Here is a 25109-nt window from a genome sequence, read left to right on the forward strand (position 1 = left end):
GTTCCGCTGGCTGAATGAAGTTAATCATGATTACATCGGCATGCGCTGCCGCCCCATCGCGCCCTTCATGCCGCGCATCATATTCATCAGATTGCCGCCCTTTAACTTTTTCATCATTTTCTGCATCTGCTCGAACTGCTTCAGCATCTGGTTCAGCTCCTGCAACCCGGTTCCCGAACCATTGGCGATGCGGTTTTTGCGCGAGGGGTTGATAATATCCGGCGATTTGCGCTCCTTTACCGTCATCGAATCGATCATCGCCAGTTGCTGGAACATTTCGCGATCGTTGACTTTTTCCTTGACCGACTGCGGCACATTGCCCATGCCCGGCAACTTGTCCAGCATCGCCATCATGCCGCCCATGCTTTTGATCTGCAGCAACTGATCGCGATAATCTTCCAGGGTAAACGCCTTGCCCTTGTGGATCTTGTTCGCCAGCTTCTCGGCCTTTTCCTTGTCCATTTTGCGCTCGACCTCTTCGATGAGGGAGAGCACGTCGCCCATGCCGAGTATGCGCGACGCCAGACGATCGGGATGGAACAATTCAAGCTCCGCGGTTTTTTCGCCGACGCCCATGAACTTGATCGGCTTGCCGGTGATATGCCGTATCGACAACGCTGCGCCGCCGCGCGCATCACCGTCGGTCTTGGTCAGAATGACGCCGGTCAACGGCAATGCGTCGTGAAAAGCCTTGGCGGTATTGGCCGCATCCTGACCGGTCATGCTGTCCACCACGAACAAGGTTTCGATCGGCTTGATAGCGGCATGCACCTGCTTGATTTCATCCATCATCGCCTCGTCGATATGCAGACGTCCCGCAGTATCCACGATAACCACGTCCATATATTTTTTGCGCGCATGTTCCAGCGCCGCCAGCGCGATATCCACCGGCTTCTGCGACGGATTGCTCGGGAAAAACTCGGCCTTTACCTCTCCGGCAAGCGTCTGCAGCTGTTCTATCGCAGCGGGACGATATACGTCGGCGCTGACTACCAGGGTGGATTTTTTCTCGTTTTCCTTGAGCCAGCGCGCCAGCTTGGCAACCGTGGTCGTTTTACCGGCGCCCTGCAAACCCGCCATCAGAATCACGGCCGGAGGCTGACAAGCCAGGCTGAGCTTTTCGTGCTTGCCGCCCATGATGGCTTTCAACTCGTCGTTTACGATCTTCACCAGCGCCTGCCCAGGCGTGAGACTCTTCTCGACCTCCCGCCCCAAAGCGCGCGCGCGCACATCGTCGACAAAAGCCGTCACCACGGGCAGCGCCACATCGGCCTCCAGCAAGGCCATGCGCACTTCGCGCAGGGTTTCCTGGATATTGCTTTCGGTCAGACGACCGTGACCGCGAATTTTTTTGAAGGAATCGTTGAGGCGCGAGGTTAAATTATCAAACATGATCTGAGTTCTCTGTGCGTGGGCGGGCGTGCCGTTGTTTATTTTTTGGGGCGGACGGGGGACGGGTATTATAAACGCGAGTAGAAGCAAAGGCGATGCTACAAACCTTCCCAAGGCTGAAACAGATGCGGAATATCAATGCCGAACAGGCCCAGCACCCGCCCGACGGTTTCGTCTATCAGCGCATCCAGGGTTTTGGCGCCGCCATAGAAGGCGGGCATCGGCGGATAAATAATGCCGCCCATTTCGGTGACGCTGGCCATGTTGCGTATATGCGCCAGATTCAGCGGCGTTTCGCGCGGCATGATCACCAGCCGCCGCCGCTCCTTCAGCGTTACGTCGGCGGCGCGCGCAATCAGATTGTCCGACAGGCCGTGAGCAATCGCTGCCAGGGTTTTCATTGAGCAGGGAGCAACCACCATGCCCTCCACCTTGAACGCGCCGCTGGCGATAGCCGCCGCCACGTCGTCCACTTTATACACCACATCGGCCAGCGCGTGAATTTCATTGCGCCCCATATCCAGCTCATGCTTTAAATTGATAAAACCGGCGCCGGAAACCACCAGATGGGTTTCCCAACAATTGGTTTCGCGCAATATTTCGAGCATACGCTTACCGTAAACGGCGCCGGTGGCGCCGGTCATGGCGACGATCAACCTGGGTTTGGCTTCACTCATGGCGTCATGCCAGCCGTTGCGCCAGACGATCCGAGGCCGACACCAGCGCATCCAGCATTTCGTCTCCCATCGGCAAATGCCCGGAGTTGGGCAGGACCAGCAATTCGGCGGCGGGAAGACGTTGTTTGAGCAGATAGGAAGCCTCGGGAGGACACACGACATCATGACGTCCGTGTATCAGTATGACCGGTAGTTTTTTCGGAATTTTATGGCACTGCTGCAATATCTGATTTTCCTCGATAAAGTATTTGTTCATCGCATAATGCAATTCGATATAGGTCTGCGGCATATAACCGGCGTCGGCGCGCGCATCTATTTCGCCAGGGTCGTATGTCGCGCCCAGCGCCAGTTGCGCCCCCCAGGCCAGCCAGGCTTTGGCGGCGCGATGGGCGGCAACTTCGTCCTGACCGTACAGAAAACCGTGCAACGCGCTAATCAAATCGGGCTCCGGGGAGGCGACCACCCGTAGTAACTCGTCCCACTGCTCCGGGTAAAAACGATTTGCTCCGTCGCGTATATACCAATCAAGATCGCGCTGCCGCGCCAGAAAACTGCCGCGCAGCAACATCCCGGCAACACGTTTGGGATATTGTTGCGCATAAAGCAGCGCCAGCGTCGATCCCCACGATCCGGCAAACAATACCCAACGCTTTATTTTAAGATAAAGGCGCACCGCTTCCAGGTCGCCGATCAAATGTTGCGTTGTATTGTTCACCGTGCCGCCTGACGGCGTCGAACGCCCGGAACCACGTTGATCAAGCAGAATAGTGCGGTACCGTTCGGGGTTAAAAAAACGGTGGTGAAACGGCTTGCAGCCCGACCCCGGCCCTCCGTGCAAATAGACTACGGGAAGACCTTTACGATTGCCGCTTTCCTCGACATACAGGACGTGCCCGTCCCCGACATCAAGACGATAGGTCTGGTAGGGCTGGATAGGAGGATATAAACTTTTCATTAAGTCGTGCATACTAGCAGGAAACCCGCAGCACATCCAAACGAAAAATACAACCAGTTACCACAAGGATAGTAACTATTCAGGAGAATCAAGCGTAGTGCGCCATTATTCACGTGCACCACAATGGATCATTTATCTTCCATGACTATCATTACTGGTGCAAACAGAGCACTTTTCATGACGCCATTAACCGTAGTCGAATGCAACAAAGCAAGCTTGGCAACCCCGCATACCGGTGGAATGGATATTGCTTACATACAAACAGAGTTCACACTTACGTGAAAACAAAACCGTTACGCCTCCGGGCGGTGAGTAACAAGATCAATTGTAGCGAGGAAATACTCAATGAAGAAAAAGGCATGGCTTTCAGTTCTGGTTGTTATGGCATCGTTGTATTTAGCCGGGTGCGCATCGACCAATACATCCCAAAATCTGGTAACGGCCAACGAAGTCAAGGCGGCAAAAACCAAGGCCGACCACCTTGCTCTGGCTGACAAGTACGAAGCGATAGCCAAGGACATGCAAGCCAAGGCGGACGAGCACAAGAAGTTATTGACTGCCGATATCAAACGCCCCTACGAAGTAGGCCGTAACGTGGAAGATGAACAGGAGCACAACCAGGCGCTGGTTGATTCTTACCAGAAAGCAGCCTCTTTCAACCTGAAAATGGCAAAAATTCAGCGGGATATCGCATCAGAGACCCGTTAACGGCAATAACCGCGCTGTAACTTGCCGGGTAGCGGAGCCTCTCGCGCCGCTACCCGCGTCTCACTACCAGCAACCGTCCATAGCCGCCGAGCGCATGCCGCCGCTATCCAGAACGAACACTCCGCACGCATCTCCAACCTGGACGCTTCCTTCTGCGGGCTTGGCATAAAGCGTAAACCGGGATGACGACAACTGCTCCGCACCGGAACCGTTCTTACTGGTTATACGGTAGTAGCCATCCGGCGAACGCGTATCGACGCTGCCTGAACCTGACACCAAAGTGACACACCCTGCATGGTTGTATGCGTTAAACTCGGTAAAACACGCTTCCAGCGCTTGGGCGCTCTGCATCAACCCAATCTTGGCGTCATTCCGGCGGGCTTTCTGCATGAAATCCTGGTAAGCCGGTACGGCGACCGCCGTCATAATTGCGACTATCGCCAGCGTTATCATCAGTTCAGCCAAAGTAAAACCCGTCGCTACCCTGCCGCAACAACCTGCCCTCATCCTCATCGCAACTGCCTCCACGATTGCCTACCCATGAATTTTGCCGGAACCGCCGTTTGCTCATCCGGCGCCAACAAATAAACTGCCTGCAACATGACCACAGCCTCGGCGCTGCCGCCGCTTGCCCGCACCGTAACACGAAAAGGGAAATGATCGCATTTTTCCAAGGGCCAGGGATAGCAATCGAGGCGCTCCACTATATATTGCGGCGGCATAACCACATGGGCAAGCTCGCCCGTTGCTGCGCCAACGCTCCCGCGCAGCCAGAAATCATCAGACAAAACGGCGGGCAAGGGACAGCTGATGCGCTCATACCAGCCGGACCGGCATGGTTCGGCTGCCGACGTTTCAATAATATCCGCCGAAGCGGCAAGCATAGCCTCCACAGATCGCAACGCCGTTTCCGCCGCCTGAAACGCCAGACTGCGGTCCCGCAGGTTGCCCGCCATTTTTTCCTCCAGCAGCGCGACATTCATCGCCGTCACGCCCAACAGACTCATGACCAGCAAAAACAGCAAACCGGTAACAAGAACAGCGCCGGCTTGACCGGTTCGAAAGCTTATCTGCCGTTTATCGCTCATTGCGCGCGACTACGAACGGCGACGGTTGCAGCAAACTGACGAACCAAACGCCGGTCGGACCGACTTTCATCATCCAGCCAGTATTGCCTGGCGTTCGCCAGCACGCGATCGTCAATGCTGCGCAAGGTCAACACCACGCGCACACTGACTATCTTCGACCAATCGGATACGGCGGACGCATTCAAAATACGATCGGATGCGCCATCGCCGCTGGTATCGACGCCATAGCTCAATTGCAGGTTTTCCACGCCTTCAACCAGCTCGGACACAGTGTCGGCAACATGGTCGACGCGATACAACGCGGGCTGGCCCGCCGGGTTCAGGCGTATAAAAAAACTGCGCGACCGCAGCGCCATGACTTCCGAACCCGGACGGTAAAGCGCACCCAAACGATTGGTCGCCACCTCCGCCTGATCGACATTCTGGGTAAAATCCTGATCCGAGGCCCCGGCGCGGAACAGATGGGCCGACTCGCAATTCGCAACCAGCAGCGGCGTACCGGTATCGAAGCGGCAGCTGGACCCGGACTGCAGACGTCCGCGCGGATTGGTCAGCAACAAACGGCTGATCAGGATACCGCTGCAGGATTCCGCATACAGCACCGTCAGGGTATCGGTGCCGCTCAAGGCCGACTTGATGCGCGGTACGGATGAAAGCCTGATGTCGTCCTCCCCGCTCAATAGCGGCGCAGCAATGAGGCCGGACGGCATGTGCTGCGCCGTATCAGGCACCAGCAACGCTTGCGCCTGAGCGTTGGCCAGCACCGTCAATGGCGCGTTGCGTCTGCACCCCAGCTGACCGGCCGAATGAATCTCGCCGGTCAAAGCCTCCAAGGCATAACGACCGCTTTCCATCAATACCGACTGGGCATCCGTCAATCGGTACGATTGTTTACTGGAAAGATATATCCGGCTCAAACCGAATAAAAGCACCAGCCCGACGGCAAGCGCCATCATCAACTCAATCAGCGTGGCGCCCGCTTCGTGATCTGTCACCCGCTCTTTGGCCCGAGGAAAAGACTTTGCGCATCCGCTCATAAAAACAGTAAGCTATGGTTTATTCTCGCCTTGATAAATAATAACGCTACCCATCCGACATGAAAACCATCGTTAAACCGCTATTGTCCGCACTCTGCCTGATCACCCTGTTTGCCTGCCAGCCGCGCAGCACGGAAAACGAGCTTTCCGGAGCCACGCAAGGCACCACTTATCACATCAAGGTTGTACTCCCCACCTCCGGCAACCGGCAGGTGACGATAGAAAGCCTGCGCCCGCTAATCGAAGCCGTATTCAGCGATATCGATATCAAACTGTCGAATTACCGCGACGACTCCGAGATTTCGCGCGTGAACCAGCAGAACACCACGCAATGGATAACGGTATCCCCTGAAATTGTCGAGCTGGTAAACATCGCGCAGCAAGTTTACGAACGCTCGGACGGCTGTTACGATCTGACCATCAAACCGCTGTTCGACCTGTGGGGCTTTTCCAAACATCAAAACCGCATCCCCGACGATAATGAAATCAAACAGACGCTGCTGCATGTCGGCATGAACCGTATCGAGATCGATACCGCCAACTTGCGTCTGCGCAAAAAAGATCCTTTGCTGCGCATCGATCTGTCCTCCATAGCACAAGGCTATACGGTGGACGCTTTGTCGCGGTTGCTGGAAGGACAGGGAATACAGAACTATCTGGTCGAAGTCGGCGGCGAAATGAAAGTCAAGGGACGCAAGGCAAACGGCAACGATTGGCGCGTCGCCATCGAGAAGCCGACCCCCTACACCCAGGAAGTCCAGCGCGTGCTCGATATCCATCAGCAGGCCGGAACCGCCATCATGACGGCAGGTACTTATCGGAATTTTTTCGAGGACAAGGGACAAAGCTATTCGCACATCCTTAACCCGAAAACAGGCCGCCCGGTCACGCATCAATTGTTGTCCGTTACCGTACTGCACGACGATCCGACCTGGGCCGACGCATGGGATACGGCGCTGCTGTGCGTAGGCGGCGAACAAGCGCGGAAAATTGCGGAATCCGAGCATTTGAAAGCGCTAATGATCAGCCGCGACGGCGATGCGCTGCAGGAGCATATGAGCAGCGAATTTGCCCATGCCGAGGCCCAGAATCGATAACTATCGTGGATACATGATAACCGAATTAAATCAATGACGAATCATTCTGCCGCTGTTCCAAAAATCGGGGTCTTTGATTCCGGCGTGGGCGGGTTGTCCGTTCTCAAAGCGATTCGTCGCGAGCACCCCATAGTCGATTTTATCTATATCGCAGATTCCGGAAATGCGCCTTACGGAAGCAGACCCGCAGCTTTCATCGAAAGCCGCGCGCACCAGATAGCCGAGCGCCTCGTTGACGCCGGGGCTCAGGTCATTGTAGTTGCATGCAATACAGCGACAGCCGTAGCCGTCGCAAGGCTGCGCTCGCACTTGCCCGTTCCAATTATTGCGATGGAACCGGCCATAAAGCCGGCGGTTGCTCAAACCAAAACCGGCGTCGTCGGCGTGCTGGCCACGGAACGAACGATCGAAAGCGCTAATGTCGCAAGGCTTTGCCGAAAATTTGGACAGGGCGTGAATGTGCTCCTACAGCCTTGTCCTGGTTTAGTGGAATTTGTCGAACGAGGAGAACTCTCATCCGCCCGCACTCGCGAATACCTTCGAATGCTGGTTATTCCCCTCATGGACAAGGGAACCGACACCCTTGTTCTCGGATGCACCCACTATGTCTTTCTGGAATCCGAAATCCGGGACATCGCCGGACCAGCGGTCCAAATAATCGAATCGTCTGCGGCCGTAGCTCGCCAGACCTTGCGGCATATAGGCAGTAAGGACATCGCGTCGGCGCCATATCCGGGCCGGGGGACATTCCTGACCACCGGCTCACCCGACAGCGCCCGGGTAATCTTTTCACAGCTTTGGGGCGCACAGGTTGAAGTCGGAGCATTGGAGAATAGTAATGTCTGGGCGGAGAACCGGCTAAACTGAAGGCAGGGAAAACAAGGGGGCGGTTTTTCTTTTGCTTAGCCGAATCACTTGGTTAATATTGCAAAGGTACGTGCCAGCTTGTCATTTGCCGTTAAAGTAAGCCTACCGCGATAGAATGCGAGTCGGCGCGGATTAATGCAGGCTCATTTGCAGTTAATCCTGACCAAAACGGCGAGAATACAACCTCGACCGTTTTCAATCACGGACCGTTCAGGCTACCTATTGTAGTAGACGTTACTTTAGGGCACACAAGAATTAGCTACGTTAATTTTAGTCAACTATGCTTCGATTTGGACAGTTACACTTGAAAGTACGTGAGTAACAACATGCCATTTATCGGCGTCGGCGAATACGCTCTGTACCGGGCGCTCCCGCCCCCGCACCTGGCGCGACCCCGGCCCCTTGAGCTCCGGCTCCAGCCCCAGCTCTTGGAGTTGCGCCGACGCCCGCAGCTCCGGCTCCGGCCCCTGGCGTTACGCCGGCGCCCGCCGCTCCGGCCCCTGGCGTTGCGCCGACGCCCGGCGCTCCGGCCCCTGGCGCTGCGCCGACGCCCGGCGCCCCGGCTCCTGGCGCTGCGCCGACGCCCGGCGCACCATAATCTTCCGCCCATGATGCTCCCCAGGAGGAGATACATAACACAACGACCGCACAATAATTAAATTTACTCATCTCTACCTCGACTTACAAATTTTAAGGAGCCATAACTGTCCAGCGTGGCCGCTGGAGAGGAAGTGAGGTGAGCAGCCTCAGACGGTCCCCCAGGGACTGACATGAGCGTTGTCAAAGGAAAAGAGATTCAGGGCGGATTAATTTCCAACCCGCTTCAGCGTCCCTCGACAGGCTTACCTCACTTCCGACCGCTTCGGCCATGGCGCGAAAACGGGCGCGGAATAATTATAAGGTATCCAACGCATAGTGTTTATCCGTCGAGAGAAGTAAGCAACCGTCAGGCGACTTACTTCGCCAAACAGCGTATCCGACACTTAATCTAACGAATTTCCGGATAATTATTTATCCACCTTCGCTGATAGCAAACCTGAAAAGAAACATCTCTCTCGTTACATTCGTTTGGCGTCCATGGAAGCCAGGTTCCGTTGACCTTATATGGAAAAATAGAACATCCAATCAACGACGCCCCCAGCCGCCGTAATGCCCCCAATGTCCGCCGCCGCCATAATACCCTCCGTAGCGCCCGTAGTTACTCCCATAGCCGTATCTGCCATAATGAGGATAACCGTAGCCATAACCACCATAATAACCTGGGTACGAAGAACCTCCGGCGCACCCGAGCATTGCCGATGCCGCACCCAGGATAAATGTAATAAGCAACAAACGCTTCATGATGATACCTGTCTTCAGGAACGTGTTTTCGGCTTGCTGGTTTTGACGGGGCGCCATTCTGCCGCGCGCTGCTGTACGGCGGCAATTTGTTCCTTCGTCAACTCGCTTTCCACTTGATCCATTAAACTCAACGAGGCCTCGTTACCCTGTTGCGCCGCAAGCACGAACCATAAATAGGCGGCCTGATGGTCTTCAGGCACGCCGTGTCCACCAAGGTATAGCAGCCCCAAATGATATTGCGCGGCGGGATCGCCGAGCAAGGCTGCCTTGCGAAACCACTCCTCGGCATCGGTGTAGCTCTGCTCAGCGCCTTCGCCATTGAGCGACATCACCCCCAAATGAAACTGTGCGGCTGCATCGCCCTGTCCTGCCGCCAGTCGAAACCAGTACGCCGCCTCGCGATAGTTTCTCGGCACCCCTTCTCCTTTGGTATACATCAGGGCCAGATTCAAACGCGCCTGCATATCGCCCCTGACAGCCGCTTTCTTGTACCATTTGGCAGCTTCGCCGTAATTGACCGGCCCGCCTTCGCCGTTTGCATTCATTAATCCCAGGTTGAACTCGGCAAGGACATTTCCCTGCTCGGCCGCCCGGCGCAACCATTTCGAGGCATTAACGTAGTTCTTCGGAATGCCGTCTCCGTACATATAACGCACGCCTAAATCGGTCTGCGCTCCGGCATCCCCCTGCACCGCGAGCTTCATCACTTCCGCGACCTGATCGGCCCAGGACGGCATGGCGCCAAGCGCCAATGCCATCAGTATCGGCAAGCATAGGGTTTTACGCATAAAAGCTCTCCCGCAATCGCTGTATCCTGTTGTTCATTATAGAATAACACGCTACCTTGCTAATATACGTCACTGCGCCGATACTCCCCATAATAGCCGTGACCGCGATTATAATTGCCGGGGATATTCTGATATTTATCGGCGTTGAGGCGGAAACCTCTATCCAGCTGGTTCATGTTCTGCCCTGCGCATCCCGCCAGCAACAGCATGGCAAAAAAAGACAAGCACGGATAACGTCTGTTCATGGCTGTATCGGCACTCCCAAGTCAGTGATCTTTCGCGTTAAAAGGAAGAATACCCGAATCAGGAAACCGGTACCAGTTTCTTTGATTCATTCAAAGCACCGGCCCTGCACTCCCAGGAAAACGGACGCTCTCTGCCCCCCATGCCTGTCTTCGGTTGAGCGCGGCTTAGGCGGGGCAAATCGCCTGGCGCTTGCAAGCTGTAACCGCTACGGCTCAGACCTGAACAAGGCACTCAGACTCTCGCTGGAAGGATTGTAAATAATGCCGCGCTCGGTAATCAGCGCAGTGACCAGTTCAGCCGGCGTCACATCAAACGCAGGATTACGCACCGAGACTCCCTGGGCTGCCCACTGGTTTTCTCGAAAGCCGAGCACTTCCTCCGGAGCGCGCTCTTCGATGGGTATAGCGCTGCCGTCCGGCACGGTGAGATCTATCGTCGACAACGGACACGCCACATAAAACGGAATGCTATGGCGTTTTGCCAAAACGGCAACCATGTAAGTGCCGATTTTGTTGGCTACGTCGCCATTTGCAGCAACCCGGTCGGTTCCCACCATCACGGCGTCAATTTCGCCCCGGCTCATCATGAATCCCGCCATGTTATCGGTTATCAGCGTGACCGGAATATTCTCCTGCACCATTTCCCAGGCCGTCAAACGCGCGCCTTGCAGGAAAGGCCTCGTTTCATCGGCAATCACCGAAATTTTCTTACCCGCCTCAACCGCTGATCGAAATACGCCCAGCGCCGTACCCCACCCCGCCGTCGCCAAAGCGCCCGCATTGCAATGTGTCAGCACGCGCGCACCATCAGGCAATAATGACGCGCCGAAGGCTCCCATCGCACGGTTAATACGGATGTCTTCCGCCAGCATCTCATGCGCTTCATCCAGCAGGCGAACAGCTACAGCCGCATTGCCCAAACCGGACAGACCCGACCAGACGCGCCGCACACGGTTTAGCGCCCAGAATAAATTGACTGCCGTGGGACGGCTTGCCGCCAACAATTCAATTCCGGTTTCCAGGCCTTGACGAAATTCGTTTTCCGAACTGCCTTGCAGACGTGAGGCTTCAAGCGCCAAGCCATAGGCGGCTGCAACCCCGATTGCGGGCGCGCCGCGCACAACCATGCTGCGTATGCCTTCGGCGACACCCGCTGCCGAGTCGTAGCTCAAGTATTCGAATACTGCCGGAAGGACGCGCTGGTCGATCATGTCCAGCTTACCGTCTCGCCAGCGTAGCGTTTCAACTTTTCTCGCAGTTACCGACATAGCGCCTACTCTCCTTCAAATTCGCACAGTGAAAACACTTTATAGCCTTTTTTCTCCAACCGCTTGCGCCCGCCCAAATCAGGCAAATCGACCACGAATACGCATTCGATAATTTCTCCGCCGATATTAGTGATTAAAGTCGCCGCCGCTTCCGCCGTACCTCCGGTGGCGATAAGATCGTCGACCAGCAGCACGCGTTCTCCCTGCTCAATTGCGTCCGTATGAATTTCGACGCGATCCGTACCGTACTCCAATTCGTAGTCGTGGCCTATGGTTTCCGCCGGCAATTTGCCTCGTTTTCGTATAGGCACAAACCCTACGCCCAGCACATAAGCCAGCGGCGCGCCGAGAATAAAGCCTCGCGATTCGATCCCGGCCACTTTGTCAATCTTCACACCGGTATAGCGATGTACCATTTCGTGTATCGTTACACGCAAACCAACCGGGTCCTTAAGCAGTGTGGTGATGTCGCGAAACATAATCCCTTGTTTAGGATAATGCGGAACGGTACGAATACGTGATTTGATCGGCATGTCAAAATCCTTGTTCAATAGCTCAATATTAAAAAATGGCTTTTATTATTCAGTACTTTGCCCAAAGTCCATAGCCTTTGAACCGTTCCATTACTTCAGACATTTCGTCGTCGGTAAGAAGGTAAGGCTCGCCGGCTTGCAAGGCTCTCAAATACTGCTCGCACAATGTTTCCACTTCCACCGCCACGGCAAGCGCAACGTCCAGATCTCGTCCGAGCACGATCATGCCGTGATTGGCCAGCAAGCATGCCCGGCGGCCATCAAGCGCCTTAAGGGCGACGTCGGAAAGCGCCTGGGTGCCGAATAATGCATAGCGGGCGCAACGGATATTTGCTCCCCCCGCCACGCTGACCATGTAATGAAACGGCGGAAGGTCCTTGCGCAAACAGGAAAGCGTGGTTGCAAACACGGAGTGAGTATGGATTACCGCGCCGACTTCCGGACGATGCTGCAGAATATCGCGATGAAAAAACCATTCACTGGAAGGCGCGCCGCCTCCGATTATGCTGCCGGAAAAGTCCATACTCACCATGCTTTCAGAAGACATCTCATCTATCGTCATGCCTGAGGGCGTAATCAAAAAACCCGATGCATTTCTGACCGAACAATTACCTGAGGTACCCCGGTTCAGTCCCAGATCGCCAAGACGCTTCGTGATGTGCAGCAACTTGCGACGCAGGGACTGATCCGGACTTCCTGGGTCAACCGGGCATCGCTGATGCTTAACCATCAGCCGCCCAATATCCTGCCGGCTACGGCATCAAGACGTTTCAGCAGTTGCGGATCACGCATTTCGTGCGCGGTAATCAATGCGTGTTGCAGCACTGAACGGCAGGTACATTCTTCGGCCCCGTTGTCCGAGCCTAGCTTCGGTGCAATATGCTTGACGAGCGAACAAGCTTTACCGGCATTGTCTATCAGCACTTTCACGATTTGCTCTACCGTCACATCATCGTGATTGGGATGCCAGCAATCGTAGTCCGTCACCATTGCCACGGTCGCATAACATAGCTCCGCCTCGCGCGCCAGCTTTGCTTCCGGCATATTGGTCATGCCGATTACATCGCAATTCCAGGAACGATAGAGCTCGGATTCCGCCAAACTGGAAAACTGCGGCCCTTCCATCACCAGGTAGGTGCCGCCGCGCGCCACATCAATCCCGGCCTCTGTTGCCGCCGCTTCGATATGATCACCCAAGCGCGAGCACACCGGACGCGCCATCGAAACATGCGCCACGCAACCGGTGGTAAAAAAAGTTTTGTCACGGGCAAATGTACGGTCGATGAATTGATCGACTATGACAAACATGCCCGGCTTTAGGTGCTCGCGCAATGAACCCACCGCGCTCACGGATATAACGTCCGTCACGCCGGCGCGCTTCAGTACGTCGATGTTTGCCCGGTAATTGATTTCTGACGGCGGAATTTTGTGACCGCGGCCATGGCGCGGCAGAAATATCATCTGCTGCCCATTCAGCTCCCCAAACAGCAACTCGTCGGAAGGCTCGCCAAAAGGCGAATCCACTTTTACCCAGCGGGTGTAGGTTAAACCGTCTATGTTGTATACACCGCTGCCGCCAATAATGCCGATAATTGATTTTTTACTGCTTTCAGCCATGGTTCACCCCTACATTGTATTTTTCCTGAATTAACAATAACTTCGTGTAAGTGTCTGCACGTTGCCACTATGGAAAAGCTTTCTTTTGTCCCCATGAAGCTCCGCATAATAGCAGTTGAAGACGCATGAACTGTTTTCCACGTCAGTTGCCGGGGCGCACCTGGCCACTCTTGAATCACCAACAAGCAAGAAAACGCCGAAGTCTATTGACTCCGCTCTTTTAGACCCTTATGTTTTTCCGTCAAATCTTCCTGTTTTGCCCAGTAAACCATGCCATACCCCCAAAGTCATCTTATGCCAGTGCGCCATGCGCGGCCTTGCAAACAGCGAATAAAAGATATACTTGAGACACAAGCGCCAGCCATCCACCAGTTTCCAGTTCCACCGTACCCACGGCTCCTTGTATAAAAGCACCGCGTTTCGAAAGTGGTAGTAGTGCCTGAGCGGACTGTGCAGCGGTATTTTGCGGCCCAAAAACTCCAGCGGCTGACTGCCCAGATTATGCCGCATTCCGGCCGCGCATACACCGTAACTCTGCAAACCCTGAGAACTCGCTCGCATGCCCCACTCAATATCAACATAGTCGATAAAAAAGTCGCTACGCATTCCTCCCGTCTTGTCCAATGCCGACATCGGAATCAGGCTGCCGGACGAAATCAAATAATCCACAGCCACGATGTCATCTCCGTGCGCGCAGGCGCAACGCTGCAGATGCAAACCGCTAACCCGTATGAAGGGAGGAGGGTTGTCTTGCCGCTCATCAAGATAGCGCGGTCCCACACAGGCCACGGAATGCCCCATGCCTTCCAGTCGCTCCAGCGCAGCCAACAAGCATGACACCATGTCGTCCGCCGGCTCGCTATCCTGATCGAACAGGGCGATGTGCGACGCACCCAGGCGTCTGGCTTCGGCAATCCCGGTATTATGGGCTGCGGCTATGCCGCAGTTTTCCTGCAGAAAAACCCAATGGAGCGCTTTAGCCGTGGAGGTCTCGGTATCACGCAGCAATGCTGCATTGGCGGAAGCGTTGTCAACGATAATCACCTCACTAACCTGCCTGATCAACTGTGCAAGCAAACGTTCGAGTTCCCGAATTTCAGGATTATAGGTAACGGCAACGGCAACGACATTCAGTTTTTTCATGAATTGCGCCCGAAAGTTATAGCTGGGATGTTCACCGGAATACTTCGCCTGGATCTAAATGGTCCCGGCAACTGCGGGGCGCAACCACTTAACCCACGCCCACAACAGCACCGGCGCCAGAATTAACAAATACGCCACAGCCAGGCCGCTGAGGAAACCCAACGCGCCGAAGGACGCAGCGAGTGCAGAGGCGATAGCTAAAGCCAGTAGGCTGGCGCTGATATTGGCTAACGCAAAAACTTCGCGGCCATACGCCCGAAAATACCCACCAATCGCACTCATGCTCTGCGTCAACAGATAGGTCAGCATCAGCACAGACAACTCCGGAAACGGCAACACTCTCGCAATAAAATAGATCTCGGGCAAGCCATAGACGATTGCCAGCAACGAACCGTAGAGCACCGACATTATCAGCATAAATCGTCCGTACTCGCGAATAAAAAGCTGCCTGGACGCTTCCTGTTTTCCTTCGGAAACCAATCGAGTCATTCGAGGTATGGAGGCGGTAAACCACGACATGCTTATTGCGGAAATAATATTCAATATCAGCATGGACAACCCCAGACGCCCGGCGTCTTTGGGGCCACTCAAATAAAACAGGACCGGAACAGGGCACTGGAGAAAGATATAATTCCCTACTGAAACCAGGGCAACCTGCCGGTGCAGAGGCCAAAGCCGGGTTTTCCATTGAAAACCGTCCTGGCTATTATTGTCGCGGCAAAGCGTCATTAATTTATTAAATCTGGTACGCGACCATAACAGCGTAATAACGGCTACCGATAATGGCATCATGGCCAATGCGTATAAACCATGCCCGCTCACCAGCATGCCCCAGGACAATAACGCCGCAAACGTATAATGAAGTATTCTAATCAGATAGATTTCGGTAACTTTGCCGGCGCCCTCAATGACCGACAGCAGCGGATAAGCCGGCATGCTCAGCGATACGGCTAATACAATCACCAACCATGGCTGTTGCCAGGACACATCAAACTGCCGGTTCGCCAGATGGAAGTACAACCAACCGATAGGCAGCAGCACTAATGCAATCAGCGCCGTGGAGGCGTACCATCGGCGCGCCCATCTCATCATGGCGATAAACTCAGCGCGCTCTGTTACCGGTCGAACCTCTCCGTCCGTGGCAAATCTCAAACCGGCAAACAGGCGAGCTGAAACCTGAACCAGTAATCCGGATAAACCCAGGTCCAGCAAGCTGTAAGCGCTTAACAGACTCCCCATGGTGTAGTAGAAGCCCTGCTCTATCGGGGTTAAATAGACTGCAACCAGCACTGCCGTAATAACGCCCGAGGCGGCCTGACAAATTCGCTGTAAAAACACCACATGACTGGAAAGCATGGCAATAACGTATATACTCAACGTATGCTAAAGGCGAGGGTGCATGGCGGGTATGGAGAAACAGTTTGCGGCAGTCGAAACCCGGAATGGATTTTCGGTTTGGCTTGTGTCTCTCGACAGCCTTGCCTCGCTTCCGGACGCTTCAGTCACAATTCAAAACAGAGCATCGCGAAAGCGAGACATCGTCCCGGAGCGCCCGTTCCTATTGCGGCGACGAATAATTGGGTACCCAGTGCGTCAGGTCGCGCTTAACCCTATCGTCCTCCGGCATGATCGTTTGATTCAGCCACTGAAGCAGTTCATCAAGCCATGCCTGGTCTGCACCTTGTGCGGCAACAATACGCAATTTGGGATGCGGCGTGCGCTCAGTATGTTCGTCATCGGCCAGCAGCTCTTCGAACAGTTTTTCGCCGGAACGCAGGCCGGTAAACTCGATCTTTATATCATTTTCACTGAAACCGGACAGGCAGATCAAATTGCGCGCCAAATCGACGATTTTGATCGGACTGCCCATGTCCAGTACAAATATCTCGCCGCCGTTGCCCATCGCGCCAGCCTGCAATACCAATTGCGCGGCTTCAGGAATCGACATGAAATAACGAATGACTTCAGGGTGAGTCACCGTGATCGGACCGCCGCGGGCAATCTGCTCGCGGAATTTGGGGATAACGCTTCCGGTGCTGCCCAACACATTGCCGAAGCGGACTATTTCGAAACGCGTAACCGTATTTTTCTGTAATACCTGGCAAACCATTTCTGCAAGGCGTTTGCTTGCTCCCATTACACTGGTGGGATTCACCGCCTTGTCCGTCGAAATCAGTACAAATTTCCTGACACCGTAATCGATAGAAGCTCTGGCGACGGCATAGGTGCCGATCACATTATTACGTAATGCCTCCCAGACATTGACCTGCTCCAGCAAAGGCACGTGTTTATATGCCGCTGCATGGAAAACGACCTTGGGCGAAAAGCGCCGCATGATTTGCTCCACCCGCGGGGCACATTTCACATCCCCGACCGCGCAAACGGTTTGTATGCCGGGAAAACCGCTAAGAAACTCCTGTTCCAGTTTATAAATGGCATACTCGTTCGCCTCAAAAAATATCAGCAGGCTGGGTTCGAAGGCGGCGATTTGCCGGCAAAGCTCGGAACCGATGGAGCCGCCTGCCCCGGTTACCATTACAACCGAACCTCCCAGCAATTCGTGCAGCCCCTGGATATCCAGGCACACTGCCTCCCGGCCCAGCAGATCGTCCAATTCGATTCTGCATATCTGCGAAATGGAAACCTTCCCGGATAATAATTGATCGAATCCCGGCACGGTCAGTACCGACAGGCCGGCATCCGTCGCGAGCTCGACGGCGCGGCGTCTCTCGCTTGCAGTTGCGGAGGGCATCGCGATGATCGCCTGCCTGACATCGAATCGCCGTGCATAATTCGCTACTTCATTAAGCGATCCCACTACGGTAACGCCGGAAAGGTTGCGACCCTTTTTTTGTGTATCGTCATCCAGCAAACCGACCACCTGCCATGCGGGATTTACCACCAGATCCCGCAACAGCAGAGATGCGCCTGCGCCGGCGCCCATCACGATAACTCGGCTGCGTTCCGGTGCGGCAACGGTTATCAAATGACCGTCCTTGAACGAACGATAGAGGAAGCGGCTGCCTCCCATCATGCAAACCAATAAAATCGGCGACAATACCAGGACGGCGCGGGGCGTATCCGCCATCCGGTGAGTCATATTGAGAACGGCGATCACGCATAATGAGGCCAGACCGACTGCCAGAAGTATGCGTTTCAAATCGGGAAGACTGGCAAACCGCCACATTCCCCTATAAAGTCCGTACAGGCAGAAAGCGGTCGTATCCAACAGCAGTACGATCCAGAGCTCTCTCAACATACCCTGCATGTAAAATGCAGGGATATCGAAGTTAAAGCGCAGCAGATAAGCCAAAAACCATGCCACTGCAGCGGCAGCGACATCGTGCAACAGCACGATAAGTGAGCGGGAGTTAATCACTGGCGACTCCAAGACCAAGCTTGCTCCATGCCCTGTCTATTTTTATCGCAATCAACGCATAAAAAAACAGCCACGCCACAGTCACGGCTAACTGCAAACCGGAGGAAGACTTCAACAACAGCATTGCGGACAGACCGCAGGCCAGCATCAAGGCGTACTCCGCCAACGCAATAACGCGATGCCCGAACCCCAGAAGTATCAAGCGCTGAAAATAATGCTCACGATGCGCCTGCCAGAGTTTTTGACCTCGCAACAGCCGTTTGATCAGGGTTATGCTTGCATCGACGATAAAAGGGGAAAACACCAGCACCGGAAAAGCCAGAGGCCATAAACTGTTTTCCCATCCGATCAGACCCAGGCCCGCAGCGAGAAAACCGAGAGGAATCGATCCGGTATCGCCCATAAAAATCCGCGCCGGATCAAAGTTGAACAACAGGAATCCACCTGCCGCGGCCGCCACGCTTCCGGTAGCCGTAACAAACGCATAAGCTCCCGCCTGCCATGCCGCCAAGGCATAAAAGCTGAAACCAAACAGCGCCATGCCGCCTGCAAGGCCATCGGCGCCATCCATGAAGTTAAACAGATTCGTCATCCACACCAGCGCCAGCACCGCGAATACCGCCCCTTCGATACCGCCCGGCAAGTTAGGCTGTGATCCTGTTATCAGCAAGGACGCCGCTACGATTTGCAGGCTGAAACGCAGCCAAACAGGAAGTCCTCGCGCATCATCAAGCAGGGACAAAGCGCTTAACATCAGCGCCAGTCCCAACGTCGACATAAGCGCCGCGGGCCACGATAGCGCCCAGCCGCAGGCTACGCCCAGCATAATGCCAACGCCGCCGGTGCGTGGCGTGGGTCGATGGTGCAGCGAGCGATGGTTCGGATGATCCAGAGGCAAACAACGCACCATGCGCAGCATGGAGGCGATAACCAGTACGGAAACTAAAATTGACGCAGAAAAAGAAATAAGCATGATACCCTTGGGAAGCGCTGATTGTATGCTTTTGCTGAAAAACTGGAACGCGAGATATTGATACTATTAAAATCGCATTGAATGACCGCGAATAAACCGGTGTTTCCCTGGTTATTATGTATATCGATTATTCTCTATACCCGCTGATACCAGTCGGCTGTTTCAGCCAGACCTTGATCCAGGGTATTTGGCGGACTCCACTGTAATAATCGCCGAATTTTCGAACTGTCAACGTAAAGAGAACCCAGCAATCGTTCCACCTCTGCGCTATGGCGGGTCATGCGTCCCGCCAGTCGCAGCGCATACATGGGTAAAGGCCATAACCGTTCGCGACGACCGAAGGCTTTGGCCATGCGTCGGACAAGATCAGTTGTCGAAATATCCTCACCGTCGCTGAGCAGAAAAGTCTGCCCAGCAGCGCCCGGATGCTCCATACAAGCCCGAATGGCGCTGGTTAAATTGCCGACAAATAAAAAGCTGCGCCGGTTTTTTACCGACCCCAGCGGCAGCGGCAACCCTCGCCGGGCAACACCCAACAAACTCAGGAAATTTGCCCGCACTCCCGGACCGTAAATCAGCGGAGGACGCAATATGACAATATCCATATCGGTTCTATCGCCAATGTCGCGCAACCCTTGCTCGGCCTCCCACTTTGAAATCGCGTAAGGGTCCTGGGGCTGCGGCTTATCGTCTTCGCTAAACGGCCTGTCCGAAACTTCGCCGTTTACCTTGACGCTGCTCAAAAACACGAAGCGAGCAATCCCCGCCTCCGCAGCCAGATTCGCCAGATTGAGCGTACCGGCGGTGTTGGTCGAACGGAAAACAGCCAGCGGATCGTGCGCCGTTTCCCGCATGATATGCGCCCGCCCGGCCAGGTGAACCACATACTTGCACCCCTCCATGGCTTTTTTCCAACTGGAACATTCATTAATATCGCCGACCTGAACCGCATCCGGTCCCAACCCGGCGACACGTTCCGGTTTGCGCAACGCCGGCCTTACGCTATAGCCCGCCTCTTTAAGCTGACGGCACAAAGCCGTGCCAACGAAACCGTTCGCGCCGGTAATCAAAACATGTCCGTCGCTACCACCAGCGACAAAAGCATCATCGCCCTTCGCGTTCATGCAGCACCTCCCGGTAAAGGTCGACATAGCCGGCAGCCATTTTAGCCGCGGTAAACAGTTCACGATATCGCGCTTCGGCCTGACGCCCCATTTCAGCGGCGGTTTCCGGATGATCCAAAAGAAACTGCATGGCGTTTCGAAAAACAGCCGGATCGTTCGGGGGGACAACCAGCCCCGTTTTGTTGTGAACGTTAATATAGCTGGTTCCGGTACCGATATCAGTGGAGATCATCGGTTTTCCGAACATGGCGCCTTCCAGCAGCGACACGCCAAAAGCCTCCGAGCGCAGATGCGACGGGAACACAAAAGCGTAACTAAGCATCAGCAAGGCTATTTTGTCGTCATCCGACAAAGCGCCAACGAAATGAACGTTGTGCAGTCCAAACTGCGCCGCCTGCGCCTTCAATTCTGTTTCGACCGGCCCTGAACCCACAATAACGACCGGTAGATTCGTACCCCGAACGGCCTCCAGTAGAATGTGCAAGCCCTTGTAATAGCGTATCATCCCGACAAAAAGAAAAAAACGGTGACCAACACGGCTCCGCGTCCAAGCCCGCCATTTCTCCAGCGTATCAGCCAAGGGTTCCTGATAGGACGCCTTATCCAGGCCTATCGGAATTACGGTAGTCTTGTCATGGTATTGCTGCAGCGTGTCGCTACTGGCACAGTAATTGGCGGAAGTGGCAACAATGCGATCCACGCTGCCCAAGAAAAGCTCTTTGAGCGGCCGGTAAATTTTGAGCAGCCGTTTTTGGCGAATAATATCGGAGTGATAGGTAACTACCGTCGGCTTTTTAACCCTAGTCACAAAATGAACGATATCCATGAACGGCCACGGGTAGTGAAGGTGGACGACATCCGCCTCCCGCGCCAATTGCGCGAAACGAAAAAAAGCGGAAGCCGAAAACCCTGTCGAGGCGATTTGGAAATCAAGCGGCGTACGATAAACAAGGTGGTTATCGATTTTCAGCGTCGCGGTATCGTCTTTTTTGGCGGTCAAGGTGAGAACAGCGGTTTCAACGCCAAACACAGCAGAACCCCGGGCAATTTGGTAAATTACCTGCTCTACTCCTCCCACCGTATCAGGAAAGTAGGTTCTGTAAAAATGCAAAATCTTCACTAAGTGATACCCAAGACAAAAGTTTCGTGTTTATTTCAGTACCTTATTCCTTATCGAGATACAAGAAAAAACACCCTCCCCGCGACATGAATCTTCTCGAAGGCGCTCAAGGGTTACATGTACCCGGCGAACGCCACTCCAGCCATTGGCATCCGAGTACGAAACCGGCTTCCGTCTCCGCTTAATTCAGATAAAAACCGCGAGCAGCAAAGTATGGGGACAGATCCGTTTCATATTCCTCTATTTTGCCTTGTCTGACCGTTTTCAGCAAATCGGGTAAACGGCTGCCTTACAAAGGCGATTGACATTGAATTTTATTCGCAGTGCTCAGCGCAATGTGTGCGGGTTTTATTTTCGCAGCAAATCGGCTAACTCCTGCAAGTCGGTAAGCGGGGCAAGACATTCCGTACCCCGGCAGACATAAGCGACAGTTCTGCCGACTCCGTTGCGGTTTTTCAGTTGCTCAGGAAGAGCTGTTTCATCGTCAGGTATCGCAATACATATCCGGTTGGCTCGGTATTCCTTATCTATTCGAGCCATCCATCCATCAATATCCTCTCGATACGGGCTTCGAATAATAATTGTTTCGGGCGGATATAACCACAATCCCAACGCCGTCATCATCCCCGCATAGCGGTCCGGCGCGTTGGCCGCATCTTCCGGCAAGGCTTTCAGCGTACGCTCCGCCGCCGCCAGATAACGCGGCTCGCCCAGCACATGGCCCAACTTAAGCAATGTGCTTGCCGCTGCCGCATTTCCTGAAATCATGGCTTCGTCGATCAACGATTTCGAGCGGACAATCACACGCTCATGGTTATGAGAGGTAAAATAAAAACCTCCCGCCTCTTTGTCTTCGAATGCTTCCAGCAGCTTGTCGGCAAGCGCGATCAGCCACTCGAAACGTACGCTTGACCAATGCGCTTGAACCAGCTCAAGCCCCGCCTCAATCAAAAACGCGTAATCGTCCAAATAAGCTTCGAACCGTGAAACACCTGCGGTCGAGGAAGCATATAAAAGCCCGTCCCGAACCAAAGCGGTATGTATAAAATCGAACGCGCGCTCGGCCGATTCGATGTAGTCCCGGCGTCGGCATACTCGACCGGCGACCGCCATTCCGCCGATCATCAGCGCATTCCATGCCGTCAGGATTTTGTTATCCAGACCCGGACGCGTTCGCTGCTCCCTGTAGTGCTGCAAAATCTGCCGGGCCTGAACCAGCGTTTCTTCGGCAGTCTGCAAACTCATGGCGCATGATGCGGCCGCCTTTTCCAGGGGCATGCTTACCCTGAGATGCCAGTGTTCTTCGAAGTTAGGCGTCTGATCCAGTCCGTAATAAGCGGCGCACAAACGATAAGCTTCGTCACTCAACAATTTGCGAGGTTCGGCGCGGTTCCACCGGTAAAACAAACCCTCAATGCCCTCCGAATCCGCATCCAGACTGGAGTAGTACCCGCCGTCCGGAGACTGCATTTCAGTCATCACCCAGGCAGCCGTTTCATGTACAACTCGGTAATATTTTTCGCCGATCTGCCCCTGGGCCGCGCGCGTGTATAGCGATAACAGCGCGCCGTTGTCGTAAAGCATTTTCTCGAAATGCGGTATATTCCACTCGGCATCCACCGTGTAACGATAGAACCCTCCGCCAAGATGGTCGTATATGCCGCCATCCGCCATGCCGTCCAAGGTTTTTCGAATGGCCGTTGCGAGCGCCCTATCCTGCGCTCCTCCCGCCAACCACTGCCCCAGCAAAAAGTCTATCAGAGAAACATGAGGAAACTTCGGCGCACCGCCAAAACCTCCGTTTATGGCGTCGAAATATTCGAGCGCTGCGCTTCTGGTTCGAACCAGAAGCGCAGCCTGCAACATTCCCGTTGTTATCGGTTGCTCTTCCCGGTTCAAGGCATGCATCAATGCATCGTCATTACGCACCAGATCATCACGGTGAGCCCGAAAATGGTCGGCCACCTGCGGCAGCAAATCATAAAATCCAGGCAAGCCATAGCGCGCTTGCGGTGGAAAATAAGTCCCGCAGAAAAAAGGCAGCAGAGTCCCGGGATTTAGAAACAGTGTTAATGGCCACCCTCCCGGCCTTCGCGACAGCAATTGGTGAGCCTTCTGATAAACCTTATCCAGATCGGGCCGCTCTTCTCTGTCTACCTTGATATTGACGAACAGCTCGTTCATTCGTTGAGCAACTGTTACATCTTCAAACGATTCATGCGCCATCACATGGCACCAGTGGCAAGCGGCGTAGCCTATCGAGAGAAGAATCGGCCTGTCCTGGTCTTTGGCCAGATGCAAAGCCTCGCTGCCCCACGGGAACCAGTCGACCGGGTTGTCAGCGTGTTGTCGCAGGTAAGGGCTTGTTTCTCTGGAAAGTCTGTTCATATTTTTCAGGGGCGGCAGATGGTGAATTGTAGCCTATAAAAAGCATCTCACAATATTTATAAGCCAAATATGCGCACATTTCTGCCAAATCTGTTTTTTACCGACGCGTACGGCAAGGAAGCGGCGCGGGGCTGTCCGGGGCAAAAAGTCAGCGGCATGCCAAATGAGACAGCGTTTCCCGTTTACCATGGAGCTACCTTGACTTTATAACAGGCATAAAAAAGCCTCGCAATTCCAGCGAGGCTCCGACTTCATGGTGCCCAGGGGCGGAATCGAACCACCGACACGGGGATTTTCAGTCCCCTGCTCTACCGACTGAGCTACCTGGGCAATTATCTGTTGAGCAAAACATTAAACAGCAAACAACAATCCCTGTCAAGCATTAATCGCAGACTTTCCGCTTGGCAGTACAAATGCGCACCGAATCAGGTAGACTGGAATGAAAATCCGGGATCGTTATCCGGATGCGAGCTGGCTTTTCCGCAAGAACAGCGCTGTTAATGAAGCGTTATTTCAGCTAATGCTTGCGGAGCAGCAAATTATAATAATATGATTTTAAAACCCATGTAAGTTTAAGAGTCATCCCCCTCGCTGTCGTGACCTGTCGCGTCCATCTCTTGTGATTAGGGGTACGAGAGCCCCGAAGTCGGCGTTTAGGAGGTATATTATGCTGAACCGTGAGTTTCAAATAAAAATTGCTATCTTGTCGATGCTGGCTTTTTTGGCGGGAGGCTGCGCACCCAAAGCCGTCAAGAAAGTCGACGCGCCGGCACCGGTCGTCGTTTTGGATAAACAAAATCTCGCCGACGGGCTCAAAGCCTATGAAAACGGCGACTACCAGAATGCCATGTCATTGCTCAAGCCATTGGCTGAACAAGGCGCGCCCGAGGCGCAAAACCAGTTGGGAGAGATGTATCAACTGGGCAAGGGCGTTGCCCAGGACGATAAGCTGGCGGTGGAATGGTTTACCAAGTCCGCGCAAAAAGGTTACGCCGAAGCGCAGAGCCATTTGGGATTCATGTATTTCGAAGGTAGGGGCATACGCCACGATAATCATCTGGCCATAGAGTGGTATCAGAAAGCGGCGGATCAAGGATTGGCAAGCGCGCAGAATCATCTCGGATTTATGTATTCGGAAGGGCTGGGCGTAAAAAAGGATAGCCGCATGGCGGTAGAATGGTACCGGAAGGCGGCGGATCAAGGCCTTGCCAGCGCTCAATACCACTTGGGCTATATGTACGGCAAGGGGCTGGGCGTAAAGAAGGACAGAGAAATGGCCTTGTACTGGTACCGTAAAGCCGCAGAGCAGGGACACGATCTTGCGGTTCTTGCCGTAAGGCGTTTCTCAAAAGCGCGATAGTTGTCGATA

The 25109-nt window shown here is 54.2% G+C and carries 25 protein-coding genes and 1 tRNA gene; 4 read left to right on the forward strand and 22 right to left on the reverse strand.

The window, feature by feature from the left end:
- Positions 1 to 30 precede the first annotated feature (30 nt).
- From ffh to pip, 3 genes are all read right to left on the reverse strand, one after another.
- Positions 31 to 1392, reverse strand: coding sequence for a signal recognition particle protein (ffh, locus tag F6R98_RS17230; protein ID WP_153250119.1), 1362 nt, complete (start codon positions 1390 to 1392; stop codon positions 31 to 33).
- Positions 1393 to 1490: 98 nt separating this feature from the next.
- On the reverse strand, positions 1491 to 2069 hold the full coding sequence (locus F6R98_RS17235; protein WP_153250120.1) for a UbiX family flavin prenyltransferase: 579 nt from the start codon (positions 2067 to 2069) through the stop codon (positions 1491 to 1493).
- Between the two features lie 4 nt (positions 2070 to 2073).
- Positions 2074 to 3024, reverse strand: a complete 951-nt coding sequence (gene pip / locus F6R98_RS17240) for a prolyl aminopeptidase (RefSeq protein ID WP_153250121.1) — start codon at positions 3022 to 3024, stop codon at positions 2074 to 2076.
- A gap of 345 nt (positions 3025 to 3369) precedes the next feature.
- Here pip and F6R98_RS17245 point away from each other — a divergent pair, with 345 nt between their 5' ends.
- Positions 3370 to 3732: a hypothetical protein gene (locus F6R98_RS17245; RefSeq protein ID WP_153250122.1), complete on the forward strand. Its 363-nt coding sequence runs from the start codon at positions 3370 to 3372 to the stop codon at positions 3730 to 3732.
- Positions 3733 to 3795: 63 nt separating this feature from the next.
- Here the strand turns inward: F6R98_RS17245 and F6R98_RS17250 are convergent, their stop codons facing one another.
- The 3 genes from F6R98_RS17250 to F6R98_RS17260 are packed head-to-tail and all read right to left on the reverse strand — an operon-like array spanning position 3796 to position 5857.
- On the reverse strand, positions 3796 to 4245 hold the full coding sequence (locus F6R98_RS17250; protein ID WP_153250123.1) for a type IV pilin protein: 450 nt from the start codon (positions 4243 to 4245) through the stop codon (positions 3796 to 3798).
- A complete protein-coding gene (locus F6R98_RS17255) occupies positions 4242 to 4820 on the reverse strand; it encodes a pilus assembly PilX family protein (RefSeq protein ID WP_153250124.1) in 579 nt (192 codons plus the stop codon). Before F6R98_RS17255 ends, F6R98_RS17250 begins: the two co-directional genes overlap by 4 nt.
- Positions 4817 to 5857, reverse strand: coding sequence for a PilW family protein (locus F6R98_RS17260; RefSeq protein WP_153250125.1), 1041 nt, complete (start codon positions 5855 to 5857; stop codon positions 4817 to 4819). The genes F6R98_RS17255 and F6R98_RS17260 overlap by 4 nt, the downstream gene beginning before the upstream one ends.
- 59 nt (positions 5858 to 5916) lie before the next feature.
- Here F6R98_RS17260 and F6R98_RS17265 point away from each other — a divergent pair, with 59 nt between their 5' ends.
- Together F6R98_RS17265 and murI are read left to right on the forward strand one after the other, a co-directional pair.
- Positions 5917 to 6954 (forward strand): FAD:protein FMN transferase, encoded by a 1038-nt coding sequence (locus F6R98_RS17265; protein WP_153250126.1) that lies wholly within the window; start codon positions 5917 to 5919, stop codon positions 6952 to 6954.
- A gap of 33 nt (positions 6955 to 6987) precedes the next feature.
- Positions 6988 to 7821: a glutamate racemase gene (murI, locus tag F6R98_RS17270; RefSeq protein WP_153250127.1), complete on the forward strand. Its 834-nt coding sequence runs from the start codon at positions 6988 to 6990 to the stop codon at positions 7819 to 7821.
- A gap of 333 nt (positions 7822 to 8154) precedes the next feature.
- On the opposite strand, the gene F6R98_RS17275 is transcribed toward murI, so the two are convergent.
- The 16 genes from F6R98_RS17275 to F6R98_RS17350 form a co-directional block, all read right to left on the reverse strand.
- Positions 8155 to 8490, reverse strand: a complete 336-nt coding sequence (locus F6R98_RS17275; protein WP_153250128.1) for a hypothetical protein — start codon at positions 8488 to 8490, stop codon at positions 8155 to 8157.
- Between the two features lie 456 nt (positions 8491 to 8946).
- On the reverse strand, positions 8947 to 9162 hold the full coding sequence (locus F6R98_RS17280) for a hypothetical protein (protein WP_153250129.1): 216 nt from the start codon (positions 9160 to 9162) through the stop codon (positions 8947 to 8949).
- Positions 9163 to 9176: 14 nt separating this feature from the next.
- Positions 9177 to 9950 (reverse strand): tetratricopeptide repeat protein, encoded by a 774-nt coding sequence (locus tag F6R98_RS17285; protein ID WP_153250130.1) that lies wholly within the window; start codon positions 9948 to 9950, stop codon positions 9177 to 9179.
- Positions 9951 to 10009: 59 nt separating this feature from the next.
- Entirely contained in the window at positions 10010 to 10195 is a 186-nt protein-coding gene (locus F6R98_RS17290) for a hypothetical protein (protein WP_153250131.1), read from the reverse strand.
- Between the two features lie 206 nt (positions 10196 to 10401).
- Complete coding sequence (mtnA, locus tag F6R98_RS17295) at positions 10402 to 11463, reverse strand: S-methyl-5-thioribose-1-phosphate isomerase (RefSeq protein WP_153250132.1); 1062 nt, start codon at positions 11461 to 11463, stop codon at positions 10402 to 10404.
- Between the two features lie 5 nt (positions 11464 to 11468).
- Entirely contained in the window at positions 11469 to 11996 is a 528-nt protein-coding gene (locus F6R98_RS17300; RefSeq protein WP_153250133.1) for an adenine phosphoribosyltransferase, read from the reverse strand.
- A 49-nt stretch (positions 11997 to 12045) separates the two neighbouring features.
- A complete protein-coding gene (locus tag F6R98_RS17305) occupies positions 12046 to 12663 on the reverse strand; it encodes a class II aldolase/adducin family protein (RefSeq protein WP_265588109.1) in 618 nt (205 codons plus the stop codon).
- Positions 12664 to 12725: 62 nt separating this feature from the next.
- The gene (locus tag F6R98_RS17310) at positions 12726 to 13613 is read right to left on the reverse strand and encodes an S-methyl-5'-thioadenosine phosphorylase (protein WP_153250135.1); all 888 of its coding nucleotides are present in this window, start codon (positions 13611 to 13613) and stop codon (positions 12726 to 12728) included.
- Between the two features lie 228 nt (positions 13614 to 13841).
- Positions 13842 to 14756, reverse strand: coding sequence for a glycosyltransferase family 2 protein (locus tag F6R98_RS17315; protein ID WP_153250136.1), 915 nt, complete (start codon positions 14754 to 14756; stop codon positions 13842 to 13844).
- A gap of 54 nt (positions 14757 to 14810) precedes the next feature.
- Positions 14811 to 16133 carry a hypothetical protein gene (locus tag F6R98_RS17320; RefSeq protein WP_153250137.1) on the reverse strand — a complete coding sequence of 441 codons (1323 nt, stop codon included), beginning with the start codon at positions 16131 to 16133 and terminating at the stop codon, positions 14811 to 14813.
- Between the two features lie 181 nt (positions 16134 to 16314).
- Positions 16315 to 18135, reverse strand: coding sequence for a polysaccharide biosynthesis protein (locus F6R98_RS17325; protein WP_228124932.1), 1821 nt, complete (start codon positions 18133 to 18135; stop codon positions 16315 to 16317).
- Positions 18128 to 19108 carry an MraY family glycosyltransferase gene (locus F6R98_RS17330; RefSeq protein WP_228124933.1) on the reverse strand — a complete coding sequence of 327 codons (981 nt, stop codon included), beginning with the start codon at positions 19106 to 19108 and terminating at the stop codon, positions 18128 to 18130. The genes F6R98_RS17325 and F6R98_RS17330 overlap by 8 nt, the downstream gene beginning before the upstream one ends.
- A 134-nt stretch (positions 19109 to 19242) precedes the next feature.
- On the reverse strand, positions 19243 to 20232 hold the full coding sequence (locus tag F6R98_RS17335; protein ID WP_153250138.1) for a UDP-glucose 4-epimerase family protein: 990 nt from the start codon (positions 20230 to 20232) through the stop codon (positions 19243 to 19245).
- Positions 20213 to 21352: a glycosyltransferase family 4 protein gene (locus F6R98_RS17340; RefSeq protein ID WP_153250139.1), complete on the reverse strand. Its 1140-nt coding sequence runs from the start codon at positions 21350 to 21352 to the stop codon at positions 20213 to 20215. Before F6R98_RS17340 ends, F6R98_RS17335 begins: the two co-directional genes overlap by 20 nt.
- 348 nt (positions 21353 to 21700) lie before the next feature.
- Complete coding sequence (locus F6R98_RS17345; RefSeq protein WP_153250140.1) at positions 21701 to 23740, reverse strand: thioredoxin domain-containing protein; 2040 nt, start codon at positions 23738 to 23740, stop codon at positions 21701 to 21703.
- A 254-nt stretch (positions 23741 to 23994) separates the two neighbouring features.
- A tRNA-Phe gene (locus tag F6R98_RS17350) sits at positions 23995 to 24070 on the reverse strand.
- A gap of 337 nt (positions 24071 to 24407) precedes the next feature.
- On the opposite strand from F6R98_RS17350, the gene F6R98_RS17355 reads away from it, so the two are divergent.
- Positions 24408 to 25100 (forward strand): tetratricopeptide repeat protein, encoded by a 693-nt coding sequence (locus F6R98_RS17355; RefSeq protein ID WP_153250141.1) that lies wholly within the window; start codon positions 24408 to 24410, stop codon positions 25098 to 25100.
- The last annotated feature ends 9 nt before the right edge of the window (positions 25101 to 25109 follow it).

Source organism: Candidatus Methylospira mobilis (assembly GCF_009498235.1).
In the GTDB taxonomy this organism is placed as follows: Bacteria; Pseudomonadota; Gammaproteobacteria; order Methylococcales; family Methylococcaceae; genus Methylospira; species Methylospira mobilis.

Bases quoted from the DNA above. Each gene is read 5' to 3' on its own strand.
- F6R98_RS17280 (WP_153250129.1), bottom strand. From the start codon at position 9,162: ATGAAGCGTTTGTTGCTTATTACATTTATCCTGGGTGCGGCATCGGCA.
- F6R98_RS17250 (WP_153250123.1), bottom strand. From the start codon at position 4,245: ATGAGGATGAGGGCAGGTTGTTGCGGCAGGGTAGCGACGGGTTTTACT.
- F6R98_RS17330 (WP_228124933.1), bottom strand. From the start codon at position 19,108: ATGCTTATTTCTTTTTCTGCGTCAATTTTAGTTTCCGTACTGGTTATC.
- F6R98_RS17260 (WP_153250125.1), bottom strand. From the start codon at position 5,857: ATGAGCGGATGCGCAAAGTCTTTTCCTCGGGCCAAAGAGCGGGTGACA.
- F6R98_RS17335 (WP_153250138.1), bottom strand. From the start codon at position 20,232: ATGAACGCGAAGGGCGATGATGCTTTTGTCGCTGGTGGTAGCGACGGA.
- pip (WP_153250121.1), bottom strand. From the start codon at position 3,024: ATGAAAAGTTTATATCCTCCTATCCAGCCCTACCAGACCTATCGTCTT.
- murI (WP_153250127.1), top strand. From the start codon at position 6,988: ATGACGAATCATTCTGCCGCTGTTCCAAAAATCGGGGTCTTTGATTCC.
- F6R98_RS17265 (WP_153250126.1), top strand. From the start codon at position 5,917: ATGAAAACCATCGTTAAACCGCTATTGTCCGCACTCTGCCTGATCACC.
- F6R98_RS17315 (WP_153250136.1), bottom strand. From the start codon at position 14,756: ATGAAAAAACTGAATGTCGTTGCCGTTGCCGTTACCTATAATCCTGAA.
- F6R98_RS17235 (WP_153250120.1), bottom strand. From the start codon at position 2,069: ATGAGTGAAGCCAAACCCAGGTTGATCGTCGCCATGACCGGCGCCACC.
- F6R98_RS17275 (WP_153250128.1), bottom strand. From the start codon at position 8,490: ATGAGTAAATTTAATTATTGTGCGGTCGTTGTGTTATGTATCTCCTCC.
- F6R98_RS17290 (WP_153250131.1), bottom strand. From the start codon at position 10,195: ATGAACAGACGTTATCCGTGCTTGTCTTTTTTTGCCATGCTGTTGCTG.
- F6R98_RS17245 (WP_153250122.1), top strand. From the start codon at position 3,370: ATGAAGAAAAAGGCATGGCTTTCAGTTCTGGTTGTTATGGCATCGTTG.
- F6R98_RS17355 (WP_153250141.1), top strand. From the start codon at position 24,408: ATGCTGAACCGTGAGTTTCAAATAAAAATTGCTATCTTGTCGATGCTG.
- mtnA (WP_153250132.1), bottom strand. From the start codon at position 11,463: ATGTCGGTAACTGCGAGAAAAGTTGAAACGCTACGCTGGCGAGACGGT.
- ffh (WP_153250119.1), bottom strand. From the start codon at position 1,392: ATGTTTGATAATTTAACCTCGCGCCTCAACGATTCCTTCAAAAAAATT.
- F6R98_RS17300 (WP_153250133.1), bottom strand. From the start codon at position 11,996: ATGCCGATCAAATCACGTATTCGTACCGTTCCGCATTATCCTAAACAA.
- F6R98_RS17285 (WP_153250130.1), bottom strand. From the start codon at position 9,950: ATGCGTAAAACCCTATGCTTGCCGATACTGATGGCATTGGCGCTTGGC.
- F6R98_RS17345 (WP_153250140.1), bottom strand. From the start codon at position 23,740: ATGAACAGACTTTCCAGAGAAACAAGCCCTTACCTGCGACAACACGCT.
- F6R98_RS17310 (WP_153250135.1), bottom strand. From the start codon at position 13,613: ATGGCTGAAAGCAGTAAAAAATCAATTATCGGCATTATTGGCGGCAGC.
- F6R98_RS17255 (WP_153250124.1), bottom strand. From the start codon at position 4,820: ATGAGCGATAAACGGCAGATAAGCTTTCGAACCGGTCAAGCCGGCGCT.